This is a genomic window from Microbacterium sp. BG28, from assembly GCF_034044005.1.
Taxonomy (GTDB): Bacteria; Actinomycetota; Actinomycetes; order Actinomycetales; family Microbacteriaceae; genus Microbacterium.
This window is the reverse complement of record NZ_JAXCHA010000002.1, coordinates 343,872-357,206: the sequence shown is the minus strand read 5'-3', so window position 1 is coordinate 357,206 and position 13,335 is coordinate 343,872. Positions and strand designations below refer to the sequence as shown.

Annotated in this window: 11 protein-coding genes; 3 read left to right on the top strand and 8 right to left on the bottom strand. The window is 69.3% G+C overall.

The window, feature by feature from the left end:
* Positions 1–18: 18 nt before the first annotated feature.
* The 6 genes from ilvC to SK224_RS07335 all read right to left on the bottom strand — a co-directional run bounded on the left by ilvC (position 19) and on the right by SK224_RS07335 (position 7,409).
* A complete protein-coding gene (gene ilvC / locus SK224_RS07360; RefSeq protein WP_320434087.1) occupies positions 19–1,044 on the bottom strand; it encodes a ketol-acid reductoisomerase in 1,026 nt (341 codons plus the stop codon).
* Between the two features lie 87 nt (positions 1,045–1,131).
* The gene (gene ilvN / locus SK224_RS07355) at positions 1,132–1,641 is read right to left on the bottom strand and encodes an acetolactate synthase small subunit (protein WP_274285555.1); all 510 of its coding nucleotides are present in this window, start codon (positions 1,639–1,641) and stop codon (positions 1,132–1,134) included.
* A gap of 1 nt (position 1,642) precedes the next feature.
* A complete protein-coding gene (locus SK224_RS07350) occupies positions 1,643–3,445 on the bottom strand; it encodes an acetolactate synthase large subunit (protein ID WP_320434086.1) in 1,803 nt (600 codons plus the stop codon).
* Between the two features lie 43 nt (positions 3,446–3,488).
* The gene (ilvD, locus tag SK224_RS07345; RefSeq protein ID WP_137417270.1) at positions 3,489–5,195 is read right to left on the bottom strand and encodes a dihydroxy-acid dehydratase; all 1,707 of its coding nucleotides are present in this window, start codon (positions 5,193–5,195) and stop codon (positions 3,489–3,491) included.
* A 46-nt stretch (positions 5,196–5,241) separates the two neighbouring features.
* Positions 5,242–6,006 (bottom strand): trehalose-phosphatase, encoded by a 765-nt coding sequence (gene otsB / locus SK224_RS07340; protein ID WP_320434085.1) that lies wholly within the window; start codon positions 6,004–6,006, stop codon positions 5,242–5,244.
* The gene (locus SK224_RS07335; RefSeq protein ID WP_320434084.1) at positions 6,003–7,409 is read right to left on the bottom strand and encodes a trehalose-6-phosphate synthase; all 1,407 of its coding nucleotides are present in this window, start codon (positions 7,407–7,409) and stop codon (positions 6,003–6,005) included. Before SK224_RS07335 ends, otsB begins: the two co-directional genes overlap by 4 nt.
* A gap of 114 nt (positions 7,410–7,523) precedes the next feature.
* Here SK224_RS07335 and SK224_RS07330 point away from each other — a divergent pair, with 114 nt between their 5' ends.
* A complete protein-coding gene (locus SK224_RS07330; protein ID WP_137417275.1) occupies positions 7,524–7,781 on the top strand; it encodes a hypothetical protein in 258 nt (85 codons plus the stop codon).
* Between the two features lie 20 nt (positions 7,782–7,801).
* On the opposite strand, the gene SK224_RS07325 is transcribed toward SK224_RS07330, so the two are convergent.
* Positions 7,802–8,986, bottom strand: coding sequence for an acetyl-CoA C-acetyltransferase (locus SK224_RS07325; RefSeq protein WP_320434083.1), 1,185 nt, complete (start codon positions 8,984–8,986; stop codon positions 7,802–7,804).
* An 81-nt stretch (positions 8,987–9,067) separates the two neighbouring features.
* On the opposite strand from SK224_RS07325, the gene SK224_RS07320 reads away from it, so the two are divergent.
* The gene (locus SK224_RS07320) at positions 9,068–9,502 is read left to right on the top strand and encodes a MarR family winged helix-turn-helix transcriptional regulator (protein ID WP_320434082.1); all 435 of its coding nucleotides are present in this window, start codon (positions 9,068–9,070) and stop codon (positions 9,500–9,502) included.
* Positions 9,499–10,722 carry an MFS transporter gene (locus SK224_RS07315; protein ID WP_320434081.1) on the top strand — a complete coding sequence of 408 codons (1,224 nt, stop codon included), beginning with the start codon at positions 9,499–9,501 and terminating at the stop codon, positions 10,720–10,722. The genes SK224_RS07320 and SK224_RS07315 overlap by 4 nt, the downstream gene beginning before the upstream one ends.
* A gap of 62 nt (positions 10,723–10,784) precedes the next feature.
* Here SK224_RS07315 and SK224_RS07310 read toward each other — a convergent pair whose 3' ends face one another.
* Positions 10,785–13,232: an MMPL family transporter gene (locus SK224_RS07310; RefSeq protein ID WP_320434080.1), complete on the bottom strand. Its 2,448-nt coding sequence runs from the start codon at positions 13,230–13,232 to the stop codon at positions 10,785–10,787.
* Positions 13,233–13,335 lie beyond the last annotated feature (103 nt).

Below are 13,335 nucleotides of genomic sequence, written 5' to 3'. Positions count from 1 at the left end.
CAGGCGCTCAGGCGCGGATCAACGAGCGGCAGAGCCCTCGGTGTAGTCCGAGTCCTGCTGCTGCCACGAGAAGAGCGAGCGCAGCTTCTTGCCGGTCGCCTCGATCGGGTGGCCCTGCTCCTTCTCGCGCAGCGCGAGGAACTCGGGAGCACCGGCGTCCTGGTCGTCGATGAAGCGCTTGGCGAACGCACCGGACTGGATGTCGGCGAGGACGGCCTGCATGTGCTCCTTGACCGCGGGGTCGATGACGCGCGGGCCGGAGACGTAGTCGCCGTACTCGGCGGTGTCGGAGATCGACCAGCGCTGCTTGGCGATGCCGCCCTCCCACATCAGGTCGACGATGAGCTTCAGCTCGTGGAGCACCTCGAAGTAGGCGATCTCGGGCTGGTAGCCGGCCTCGGTGAGCGTCTCGAAGCCGTACTGCACGAGGTGGCTCACGCCACCGCAGAGAACGGCCTGCTCGCCGAAGAGGTCGGTCTCGGTCTCCTCGGTGAAGGTCGTCTTGATGACGCCCGCGCGCGTGCCGCCGATGGCCTTGGCGTACGAGAGCGCCGTGGCCCACGCGGTGCCGGTCTCGTCGCGCTCGACGGCGATGATGTCCGGGATGCCGCGGCCCGCGACGAACTCGCGACGCACGGTGTGGCCCGGCGCCTTGGGGGCGACGAGGATCACGTCGACGCCCTCGGGCGTCTCGATGTAGCCGAAGCGGATGTTGAAGCCGTGCGCGAACGCGAGGGTCTTGCCCGCGGTCAGCTTGTCCTTGATGCTGTCGGCGTAGATGGAGCGCTGGTGCTGGTCGGGCGCGAGGATCATGATCAGATCCGCCCACTCGGCGGCGTCGGCGACCGACTTGACCTCGAAGCCGTCCTCCTGCGCCTTGGCGGCGGACTTGGAGCCGTCCTTGAGCGCGATGACGACCTCGACGCCGGAGTCGCGCAGGTTCTGCGCGTGGGCGTGACCCTGCGAGCCGTAGCCCACGATCGCGACCTTCTTGCTCTGGATGATCGAGAGGTCGGCGTCGGCGTCGTAGAAGATCTCAGCCATGGTGTGTGTTTTCTCCTTCGTGTGTCGGTCGTTGCGTTTCGACTCGCTGCGCTCGCTCAACGACCGGTGAACGGCTTGCGAAAGGGGTTATCCGCGCAGGACGCGCTCGGTGATGCTCTTGCCGCCGCGACCGATCGCGAGCAGCCCGGACTGCGCCATCTCCTTGACGCCGAAGGGCTCGAGGGCGCGCAGGAACGCGTCCACCTTGCCCTTGTCGCCGGTGATCTCGACCACGAGCGCGTCGGGCGCGTAGTCGACGACGGAACCGCGGAACAGGTTCACGACCTCGAGCACGTTGGAGCGGCTCGCGTTGTCGGCGCGCACCTTCACCAGTACATGCTGGCGCTGCACGGAGGCGGCCGCATCCAGCTCGACGATCTTGATGACGTTGATCAGCTTGTTCAGCTGCTTGGTCACCTGCTCGAGCGGGAGCTGATCGACGTCGACGACGACCGTGATGCGCGAGAGTCCGGGGACCTCGGTCACGCCCACGGCGAGCGACTCGATGTTGAAACCGCGTCGGGCGAACAGGCCCGCCACGCGGGTCAGCAGACCCGGCTTGTCCTCGACGAGGAGGCTCAGCACGTGTGAAGTCATGTCAGTCCTCCTTGTCGAACTCGGGTGCGTGATCGCGGGCGTACTGCACGAAGCTGTTGCTCACTCCCTGCGGCACCATGGGCCACACCATCGCGTCGGCCGAAACGACGAAGTCGATCACGACGGGGCGATCGTTCGTCTCGAGGGCGAGCGTGATGGCGGCGTCGATCTCGTCCTCGCGCTCGACGCGGATCGCGAGGCAGCCGTATGCATCGGCGAGCTTCACGAAGTCCGGGATGCGGGCGGTGCCGTGACCGGTGTTGAGGTCGGTGTTCGAGTGGCGGCCGTCGAAGAACAACGTCTGCCACTGGCGCACCATGCCCAGCGACGAGTTGTTGATGATCGCGACCTTGATCGGAATCTCGTTGATCACGCAGGTGGCGAGCTCCTGATTGGTCATCTGGAAGCAGCCGTCGCCGTCGATCGCCCACACCACACGGTCGGGCTCTGCGACCTTCGCGCCCATGGCGGCAGGGACCCCGTAGCCCATGGTGCCGGCGCCACCGGAGTTGAGCCAGGAGTTCGGACGCTCGTACTTGATGAACTGCGCGGCCCACATCTGGTGCTGGCCGACACCGGCCGCGTAGATCGCCTCGGGACCGCTCAGCTCGCCGATGCGCGAGATGACCTGCTGCGGCGAGAGCAGACCGTCGGTCGTGGGTGCGTAGCCCAGCGGGAACTCGTCGCGCAGGCCGTCGAGGTAGCTCCACCACTCGGTGATGTCCGGCTGCTGGTCGCCGATGGTCTGACGGAAGGCCCCGTCCAGGTCGACGAGCACCTCCTTGAGGTCACCCACGATCGGCACATCGGCGAAGCGGATCTTCGAGATCTCGGCGGGGTCGATGTCGACGTGCACGACCTTCGCGCCGGGGGCGAACAGCGAAGCCTTGCCCGTGACGCGGTCGTCGAAGCGGGCGCCGAGCGCCACGATGAGATCGGCCTCCTGCAGCGCGAGCACCGCGGGGACCGTGCCGTGCATACCGGGCATGCCCAGGTTCTGCGGATGCGAGTCCGGGAACGCGCCCCGGGCCATGAGCGTCGTCACGACCGGAGCGCCCGTCGACTCGGCCAGCACGCGCAGCTCCTCGGAGGAGCGCGAGCGGATCACGCCGCCCCCGACGTACAGCACGGGCTTGCGGGCCTCGGACAGCAGCTGGGCCGCGGCCTGGATCTGCTTGCCGTGGGCCTTCGTCACCGGCCGGTAGCCGGGCAGCTCGACCTTGGGAGGCCAGATGAAGGGTGCCGTGGCCTGCTGGGCGTCCTTCGTGATGTCCACGAGCACGGGGCCTGGGCGGCCCGTGCTCGCGATCTCGAACGCGGCCGCGATCGCGCCGGGGATCTCCTCGGCCGTCTTCACCAGGAACGAGTGCTTCGTGATCGGCATCGTGATGCCCACGATGTCGGCTTCCTGGAACGCGTCCGTGCCCATCAGCGTCGAGAAGACCTGACCGGTGATGCACACGAGCGGGACGGAGTCCATGTAGGCGTCGGCGATCGCGGTCACGAGGTTCGTCGCGCCCGGGCCGGATGTCGCGATGGCGACACCGGTGCGACCGGATGCGGCGGCATAACCCTCGGCGGCGTGGCCGGCGCCCTGCTCGTGGCGCACGAGGATGTGGCGTACGGCCTCATCGTCCATGAGCGGGTCGTAGACGGGCATGATCGCGCCGCCGGGCAGTCCGAACACGTCGGTGACGCCGACGAGTTCGAGCGAGCGGACGACGGCCTCCGCTCCCGTGATCACGGGTGCGGACTGCGCACGGGCGGGCGGCCGGGGAATAGCCGCAGAGATGTCTGAGGACATGGGAACTACCTCGGGTGGGGATGACGGGATGTCGGAGGCGAAGTTACCCGGTGACGGCGCCTTCGGCAGCCGAACGCACGAGCTTCGAGTACTTGGCCAGGACGCCACGGGTATAGCGCGGGGGGAGCGGCTCCCAGCCAGAGCGGCGGGAGCTCAGCTCGGCCTCATCGACGAGTAGGTCGAGAGAGCGAGCCGCGATATCGACCCGTATCAGATCACCATCGCGCACGAAAGCGATAGGACCTGCGTCCACCGCCTCCGGTGCTACGTGGCCGATGCACAGGCCGGTTGTGCCGCCCGAGAATCGTCCGTCCGTCAAGAGTAGTACATCTTTGCCGAGGCCGGCGCCCTTGATGGCGGCGGTCACCGCGAGCATCTCGCGCATGCCCGGACCGCCCTTCGGGCCCTCGTAGCGGATGACGACGACGTCGCCGGCGTGGATCTCCCCCGCCTCCAGCGCGTCCATCGCCGCGCGCTCGCGCTCGAACACGCGCGCGGGTCCTTCGAACACGGCGGCGTCGAAGCCGGCCGTCTTGACCACCGCGCCCTCGGGGGCCAGCGAGCCGTGCAGGATCGTGATGCCGCCGGTGGCGTGGATCGGGTTGTCGAAGGTGTGGATCACGGTGCCGTCGATGGGGTCCGGGTCGAGCTCGCGCAGGTTCTCGGCGAGCGTCTTGCCGGTGACGGTCAGGGCATCGCCGTGCAGCAGTCCCTCATCGAGCATCGCCTTCATGATGACCGGGATGCCGCCGTGGCGGTCGACGTCGTTCATGACGTACTGGCCGAACGGCTTCATGTCGGCGACGTGGGGCACCTTGTCGCCGATGCGGTTGAAGTCGTGGAGCGAGAGCTCGACGTCGGCCTCGCGGGCGATGGCGAGCAGGTGCAGCACGACGTTCGTCGAGCCGCCGAGCGCCATGGCGAGGGCGATCGCGTTCTCGAACGCCTCCTTGGTCAGGATGTCGCGCGTCGTGATGCCGAGCTTGAGCAGGTTGACGACGGCCTCGCCCGAACGGTGCGCGAAGTAGTCGCGCCGGCGGTCGGCGGAGGGCGGCGCCGCGCTGCCCGGGAGGCTGAGTCCGAGCGCCTCTGCGACCGAGGCCATGGTGTTGGCGGTGTACATGCCGCCGCACGCTCCCTCACCCGGCGCGATCGCGCACTCGATGCGCTTGAGGTCGGCCTCGCTCATCTTGCCCGCGAGGCACGCACCGACCGCCTCGAACGAGTCGATGATGGTGACGTCCTTCTCGGTCCCGTCGCTGAGCTTGACCCAGCCGGGCGCGATCGAACCCGCGTAGAGGAAGACGCTCGACAGGTCGAGACGCGCCGAGGCCATGAGCATGCCGGGGATGGACTTGTCGCAGCCGGCCAGCAGCACGCTGCCGTCCAGGCGCTCGGCCATCATGACCGTCTCGACGGAGTCGGCGATGACCTCACGGCTGACGAGCGAGAAGTGCATGCCCTCGTGCCCCATCGAGATACCGTCGGAGACCGAGATCGTGCCGAACTGCAGCGGGTATCCCCCGCCGGCGTGCACGCCCTCCTTGGCGCCCTGCGCGAGCCGGTCGAGGCTGAGGTTGCAGGGGGTGATCTCGTTCCAGCTGGAGGCGATGCCGATCTGGGGCTTGTCCCAGTCCTCGTCTCCCATGCCGACGGCACGCAGCATGCCTCGGGAGGTGGTGGCTTCAATGCCGTCCGTCACAGCTCGGCTGCGCGGCTTGATGTCGATCGCTTCGTCGGGGTGGCTCACCCGTGCAGTCTATTGCGGCCGGGCGCCTGTCACGGTCGCCGAGCCGTCAGCGCTGAGCGCGCATCCCGGCCAGCCGGTCCAGAAGCGCGGCCAGCGCGGCGGGGTCTTCGACGGTCACGGATGCGGCGCTGTCACCCGACCCGACGTGCACACCCAGATCGCCCTCTCCGAGCGAACGCAGCGCATCCTCGTCGGTCACGTCATCGCCGGCGAACAGCACAGCCGTCGCCTCCAAACGCTCGCGCAGGGCCGCCACCGCCTGGTCCTTGCCCTCGTGCCGGAACGCGAACTCGAGGATGTCTCGGCCGGTGCGCCGTCGCCAATCCGGTGCACACTCAGCCATGAGCGCGTCGAGCTCGCGCTGGGCCACCTGCGCCGCATCCGGATGGGCGAGGCGCGTGTGCAGACCGAGCCCGAAGGCCTTCGGCTCCACCCACGCGCCGTCGACGTGCGCGACGATCCGCTCGGCCTCCGGCACGAGCTCCGCCAGAAGCGCCCGATCCGCGGGAGCGTCCGCGTCGTCCTCCCCCGCCCGGGTGCCGGGGTGCCAGGTCTCGGCACCATGGGAGCCCGCGAGATGGAAGCGCGAGTCGTCGGTGTGCTCGCTGATCACGCGGAGATCGGCCAACGACCGCCCCGACACCAGCGCCACGTCGGTGGCGGGCAGCGCGGCCAAGGCGTCCAACGCACGGCGCGCCGTAGGGATCATCCGCGCCGACATCGGCTCGTCCACAAGCGGCGAGAGCGTGCCGTCGAAGTCGAGCGCGACGAGAAGACGCGGGGTGCGTGCCAGGCTCTCGAGATCGCTCACGCCGGGCCGCTTCCCCGGATCCCCGCGAGGGCGGCGAGGAACTCCCGCGACCAGTCCTCGACGTCGTGCTCGCGCACGCGGCGGCGCAGCGCCCGCATCCGGCGCCCCTGCTCACCCGGCGTCATCTCGATCGCCCGGACGATCGTGTCCTTCAGTCCCTGGATGTCATGAGGGTTGACGAGCAGCGAGCTGCCGAGTTCATCAGCGGCACCGGCGAATTCGCTCAGCACGAGCGCACCGCGGTTGTCGATGCGGCTCGCGACGTACTCCTTGGCGACGAGGTTCATGCCGTCGCGCAGCGCCGTGACGAGCATGACGTCGGCCGCCAGATACAGCGCGACCATCTCCTCCTTGGGGAAGGCCTGGTGGAGGTAGCGGATGGCCGTGTGGCCCATCGTGTCGTAGTCGCCGTTGATGCGCCCCACCGTGAGTTCGATCTCGTCGCGCAGCTGCTGGTACGTCTCCACGCGTTCGCGGCTCGGGCTCGCGACCTGGACGAGGGTCACGTCTTCGACGGAGAGCCGCTCGTCCTGCAGCAGCTCCCCGAAGGCCTTCATGCGGTGGCGGATGCCCTTGGTGTAGTCGAGGCGGTCGACGCCCAGCAGGATGTGGCGCGGGTTGCCGAGCTCTTCGCGGATCTCGGCGGCGCGCGCCTGGATCTCCGGCCGCTCGGCGAGTTCGACGTACGAGGCCACGTCGATCGAGATCGGGAACGCTTTGGCGAGAGCCATGCGCACGGAGCCGTCGGCCTGCGGGACCTTGATCCCCGTCGACTTCGTCTCGTAGCGCAGCTGACGACGCACCGCCCGGGCGAAGTTGCCCGCATCCGCCACCCGTTGGAAGCCGATCACATCGGCGCCGAGCAGTCCTTCGAGCACCTGACGACGCCACGGCAGCTGCGAGAACAGACCGTATGCGGGGAACGGAATGTGATGGAAGTAACCGATCGTGAGGTCGGGCCGCTGCTCCCGCAGGAACTGGGGCACGAGCTGAAGCTGGTAGTCCTGCACCCACACCGTGCCGCCCTCGGCGGCCACCTCCGCGGCGGCCTCGGCGAACCGGCGGTTGACGGCCACATACGCGTTCCACCATTCGCGGCGGTATCGGGGCGCGGCGATCACGTCGTGATAGAGCGGCCAGATGGTGTCGTTCGAGAAGCCCTCGTAGTACAGCTCGACCTCTTCGGCGCTGAGCGTGATCGGCACGAGGTGGGTGCCGTCGGCGTCGAAGGGCTCGAGCTCGAGGTCGGGCTTGCCTGCCCACCCGACCCAGGCCCCGTCACTCCCCTGCATCACGGGCTCGAGCGCCGTGACCAGCCCACCGGGGCTGCGACGCCATCCGCCGTCGGCGTCTCGGTCGACGGGAAGGCGATTGGCGACGACGACGAACTCTGCTTGCGGCACGCGAGCACTCCTGGTCTCTCGGGATGCCACTCAGGCTAACAGCGGCCTGCAGGGCCTCCAGGGGTTCGCGCAAGCCCCGAGCGAGGGGGTATCCTCCCGCGATAGCGTGGCCTCATGCGCTCCTACCTCTTCGGTTCCGGTCTGTTCAGCGCCCTGCTCGGGGGCGCGACCCTCTTTCGAGGGCTGCGCAACAACGAGGAGCCCTTCACCTGGCGGACGGCGCTGGCATGGGTCAGCTGGGGCATCACGCTCGCCCTCGCGATCGGCGCGATCGTCGACACCTTCCGCGCGAAGCGCGGGCACGTGGCGGCCGGCGACTCCCCCGTCTCGGGTGACGAGACGAAGCTGCTGCGCAAGCGTCTGCGCCGCTGAGGTCCTGGGCCGCGGGGTCGTCAGCGCACGAGGATGAGCGCGTCGCCCTGACCGCCGCCACCGCACAGCGCGACCGCAGCGGTGCCGGATCCGCGCCGCACGAGTTCGTGCACGGCGTGCACGACCAGTCGGTTGCCCGACGCACCGATCGGGTGTCCCAGCGCGATGCCGCCTCCCTGCGGGTTCACGACCTCGTCGGAGACCCCGAGTTCGCGCTGGGAGCGCACCACGACCGCGGCGAAGGCTTCGTTGATCTCCACGAGATCCAGGTCGGATGCGGCGAGCCCCTGGCGGTCGAGTGCGCGGGCGATGGCGCGCGCCGGCTGTGCGTGAAGCGAGTTGTCGGGACCGGCGACCTGCCCGCTCGCACCGAGCGCCGCCAGGACCTTCCATCCCTGCGCGTCGGCGTGACTGCGCGTCGTGAGCACGACGGCCGATGCGCCGTCGGAGATCTGAGACGAGTTGCCCGCGGTGATGGTCCCGCCATCGGCGAAGGCCGGTCGCAGCTTCGCGAGGATCTCAACGGAGGTGTCGGCCCGGATCCCCTCATCCCGGGTGATCACAACGGGCTCACCTCGGCGCTGCGGAACCTCGACCGGCACGATCTCGGCGTCGAAGAGACCGGCGGCGACGGCGGCGGCCGCGCGCTGGTGCGAACGCGCGGCGACCGCATCCTGCTCCTCGCGCGTGACCGCGTAGTCGGCGTTGCGGCGCTCGGTCGACTCCCCCATGCTCACGCGGTCGAACGCGTCGGTGAGCCCGTCGAAGGCCATGTGGTCGAGCACTTCGACGCTGCCGTACGCGTACCCGTCGCGTGAGCCGGCCAGCAGGTGCGGTGCACGGCTCATCGACTCCATACCGGCAGCGACGACCACCGATGCGTCGCCGACGCGGATCATCCGGGCGGCGTCGATGACGGCGGTGAGTCCCGACAGGCAGACCTTGTTCACGCCCGCGGCGTGCACGTCCCAGCCGAGCCCTGCGGCGATCGCCGCCTGTCGGGCGGGGTTCTGCCCGGTGCCGGCCGGCAGCACCTGTCCGACGAGCACGGCGTCGACGGCGGATGCGGGGATCCCGCCCTGCGCCAGGGCGCCGCGGATGGCGATCCCTCCCAGCTGGGGGGCCGGAACCGAAGCCAGCTGCCCCTTCAGCCTGCCCTGCGGCGTGCGGGCAGCGGCAACGATCACGATGTCGTCGGGAGTCATCCCCACAGCCTACGGCGGTCGGCTGCCCTCCACCCGTCTGTTCCGCCTCCGCATTACATATCGGGGGTATATACTTCGGATATGCGAAAAGCCGAAGCCATCGAGAGGATCGTCGTCGCCGCGCACGCGCTCACCCGCGTCGCCGCCGTCACGACACAGAACGATGCACCCGCCGCCCAGTGGCGCGCACTCAGCATCCTGCAGAAAGAAGGCCCTCAGCGCGTGGGCGACCTGGCGCGGCTGAGCCGCACCACCCAGCCCGGTATGACCCGCCTGGTCGGTCAGCTCGCCGACCTCCACCTCGTCGCACGCGAACGTGACGAGGAGGACTCCCGAGTGACGCTCGTCTCGATCACCCCCGCGGGGTCCGAGGCGATAGATGCGTGGCGCACACAGCTCGGCGAGACGCTCGAGCCGCTGTTCGTCGACCTCGACGAGGCGGAGTGGTCGGCGCTCGAGCACGCCTCCCGCATCCTGATGTCGCGCACGGGTGCTTTTGCGGGAGCGGCACGATGAGCGGGGCGACGACGTCCGTCTGGCGCCAGCCGGCACAGGTTTGGGCCGTCGCGTTCGCCTGCGTCGTGGCGTTCATGGGCATCGGCCTCGTGGATCCGATCCTTCCGGCCATCGCGGAGTCACTCGAGGCCACCCCGGTCGAGACCGAGCTCCTCTTCACGAGCTACCTGCTCGTCACGGGCCTCGCGATGCTGGTCACGAGCTGGATCTCGAGTCGCATCGGCGCCAAGGCGACACTGCTGGCGGGTCTCGCACTCATCGTCGTCTTCTCGCTCTTCAGCGCGCTGTCGGGCAGCGTCGACGCCATCATCGGCTTCCGCGCCGGGTGGGGCCTGGGCAACGCCCTGTTCATCTCAACCGCTCTCGCCACGATCGTGGGGGCGGCCAGCGGGGGCAGTTCCGCGGCGATCGTGCTGTACGAGGCGGCTTTGGGTGTCGGCATCGCGGTCGGCCCGCTGCTGGGCGGTCTGCTCGGCGAGGTGAGCTGGCGCGGCCCGTTCTTCGGCGTCGTCGCGCTCATGGCGATCGCCTTCATCGCCGTCGCCGTGCTGCTGCGCGGCCCGAAGGAGAAGCGCTCGCCCGTGCCGCTCTCAGCACCGTTCCGAGCACTCGGAAAGCCCGCCCTCGCCGTGCTCGCCGTGGCGGCACTGTTCTACAACATCGGATTCTTCACCCTGCTGGCCTTCTCGCCCTTCCCGCTCGGCTTCGGCGCGATGGGCATCGGCTTCACCTTCTTCGGATGGGGCGTCGCTCTCGCGATCACGAGCGTGTGGGTCGCGCCGCTGCTCCTTCGCCGATTCACCCGCTCAGGCGTCATGCTGGCCGTGCTTCCGCTGCTCGCCATCGATCTCGTCGTCGGCGGCATCCTCGTGGCGAGCTCCGCCGCGCTGGTGACGTGCATCGTCGTGGGCGGCCTGCTTCTCGGCGTGATGAACACGGTGTTGACCGAGGCGGTCATGGAGGCCACGGATCTGCCCCGGGCGGTCGCATCGTCGGCTTACTCCGCGGTCCGCTTCCTCGGCGGAGCAGCCGCTCCCCCGCTCGCCGCGTGGCTGTGGCACGCCTCGAACGCGACGGTGCCGTACCTCGTGGCTGCGGCATCGATCGTGATCGCCGCGCTGACGATCGCGCTCGGCCGCCGCGCCCTGCGTCGCATCGATGAGCGCCCGGCGGATGCAGCCGAAGAGGGCGCCGCGGTCCTCATCGGCGACGCGGCCTGATACGAACAGACAAGAAGGGTGCCCACCAGACGGTGGGCACCCTTCTTGTCTGTCGCGCAGAGTCAGTGCTGCACAGGGTGGGCACGTTCGAGCGCCGCGCCCTCCACGTCTACGTCGGGCAGGATGCGGTCGAGCCAGCGCGGCAGCCACCACGCCGCGCGCCCGAACAGGTGCATGAGCGCCGGGACGATCACCATGCGCACGATGAACGCGTCGAAGAGCACACCGATCGCCATCCCGAAGCCGATCGGACGCACCATCGCCAGGTGGCTGAAGATGAATCCGCCGAAGACGGAGATCATGATGATCGCGGCGGCCGTCACGACCGCGCGTCCGCCGCGCAGACCCGCAACGACGGCAGCGCGCGCCGGCGCACCGTGGACGTACGCCTCGCGCATTCCCGAGACGAGGAACAGCTGGTAGTCCATGGCGAGGCCGAAGAGCACGCCCATCAGGATGATCGGCCCGAAGCTCAGCACCGGGCCGGGGTCGTGCACGCCGAAGACCTCGCTCAGCCAGCCCCACTGGTAGATCGCCGTGACCGCGCCGAGCGCCGCGAACAGCGACAGCACGTAGCCCGCGGTCGCGATGATCGGCACCAGGATCGACCGGAACACCAGCACCATGATGACGAGCGAGAGTCCCACCACCACCGCGAGGTAGACGGGCAACGCGTCGGCGAGCTTCTGCGACACGTCGATGTTGGCCGACGCCTGGCCCGCGACGCCGAGTTCGATGTCGCCATCGAGAGGCGAGAGGGCGCGCAGGTCGTGCACGAGCGTCTCGGTCGACTCGCTGGCAGGACCGTCGTGCGGAACCACCTGGAACGCGAAGGTCCTGCCGTCATCCGAGACGGCGATCGGAGCAACCGCATCCACGTCGTCCTGCGCCATGAGAGTGCGGACGATGTCGGCCTGCGTCGTGACGCGGTCAGCCTCGCCCACCGCCTGCGGCGTCTCCGCCACGACGAGAAGCGGGCCGTTGATGCCGGCGCCGAAGGCCTCGGTCGCCGCCGTGTAGGCGCGGTACTGGGTCGTGTCGGTGGCCTCCGAGGATCCGTCGGGCAGACCCAGACGCATCGAGAGGGCGGGGATCGCGATGACGAGCAGGGCGATGATCGCCACGGCACCCGCCGCGACCACACGACCGGTGCGCATGGGGCGAAGCTCCGCCGGCGCATGGTCGGGATGCCCGACCTTCGCACGGAGCCCGCGACGCAACACCCGCAACTTCATGAGGCCGAGCAGCGCGGGCGTGACTGTGATCGCGACGAGAACCGCGACGAACACGCAGGCCGCACCCACGACGCCCATGACGCCGAGGAACGGCACGCCCGTGACGAGAAGGGCGACAAGGGCGATGATCACGGTCGTGCCGGCGAACACCACGGCGTTGCCGGCTGTGCCGTTGGCGAGACCGATCGACTCGCCGACCTCCATGCCCGCGAGCACCTGTTTGCGATGGCGGTTGACGATGAACAGCGAGTAGTCGATGCCGACGGCGAGGCCGAGCATGACACCGAGGATCGGCGTCACGGAAGCCATGTCCACGACGTCGGAGAACGCGAGGGATCCGGCGACACCGACGCCGACGCCGATGAGCGAGCCGATGAGGGGCGTGATTGCGGGAAGCAGCGCCCGCATCATGATCGCGAGCACGAGCGCCGCGATGAGCACGCCGACGAGCTCGCCCACGCCGATGAGGCCGTCGGTCGACTGGGCGATCGTCGAGGAGTAGTCGATGCTGACCCCGGGGATGTCGGCGCTCTTGAGGCGGTCGGCGACCGCGGTCTTCGTCTCCTGCGGCAGCGAGAACATGTCTTCGGTGAAGGCCACGTTGCCGATCGCCGTGGCACCGTCGGTCGACACGGTACGGATCCCGGATGCGGCATCGAGCAGCTCCTGACCCGCCTCGAGCTGCGGCTTCTGCGCCTCGAGCTGAGCGCGTGACGCGTCGAGCTGCTCCTGCCCTGCGGCGATCTGCGCCTGCTGGGCCGTGAACTGCGCCTCGGCCTGGGCGTAGACGCCCGCTGCCTGAGCCTGCGCGATGGCGGCGTCCAGCTGCGCCTTGCCCGCGTCGAGCTGCTGCTGCGCCGCATCCAGCTGGGTCTCGCCCTGCGCGAGCTGGGCGGCGCCGGACTCGAGCTGTGCAGCCTGGTCGGCGCGCTGGGCCTGGGTCTGGAACGGGTCCACGGTGCCCGCGACGCCGTCGAGACCGGCGACGTCCTTCAGGAGCGAGGAGATGTCGGCCTTCTGCTCGTCGGTGAACGACGGGCCATCGGTCTGGAACACGACGGGTGCGCTGGCCCCGGTGAGATCGGGGAGAGCGTCGGCGAGGCGATCGTTGACGCGCTCCGTCTCGGTGCCGGGGATGCTGAAGGAGGTGGCGAGCGTACCGCCGAAGGCGACGAACGAGCCGCCCGCAACGCCCAGGGCGATCACCCAGGCGGCGAGGACGATCCAGGCGCGGCGCGCCGAGAAGCGCCCCAGCCGGTAGAGGAGTTGGGCCACGACGTGCCTTTCCGGGAGGAGGTGGGATGCGGCGCACCATCGAGCCTCGTCGAGGATATCCGACACGTGTTGCAAAACCATCACGTGTGGGAGAACTCTCAGC

Bases quoted from the DNA above. Each gene is read 5' to 3' on its own strand.
- SK224_RS07315 (WP_320434081.1), top strand. From the start codon at position 9,499: ATGAGCGGGGCGACGACGTCCGTCTGGCGCCAGCCGGCACAGGTTTGG.
- SK224_RS07320 (WP_320434082.1), top strand. From the start codon at position 9,068: ATGCGAAAAGCCGAAGCCATCGAGAGGATCGTCGTCGCCGCGCACGCG.
- SK224_RS07350 (WP_320434086.1), bottom strand. From the start codon at position 3,445: ATGTCCTCAGACATCTCTGCGGCTATTCCCCGGCCGCCCGCCCGTGCG.
- SK224_RS07325 (WP_320434083.1), bottom strand. From the start codon at position 8,986: ATGACTCCCGACGACATCGTGATCGTTGCCGCTGCCCGCACGCCGCAG.
- ilvC (WP_320434087.1), bottom strand. From the start codon at position 1,044: ATGGCTGAGATCTTCTACGACGCCGACGCCGACCTCTCGATCATCCAG.
- SK224_RS07330 (WP_137417275.1), top strand. From the start codon at position 7,524: ATGCGCTCCTACCTCTTCGGTTCCGGTCTGTTCAGCGCCCTGCTCGGG.
- ilvN (WP_274285555.1), bottom strand. From the start codon at position 1,641: ATGACTTCACACGTGCTGAGCCTCCTCGTCGAGGACAAGCCGGGTCTG.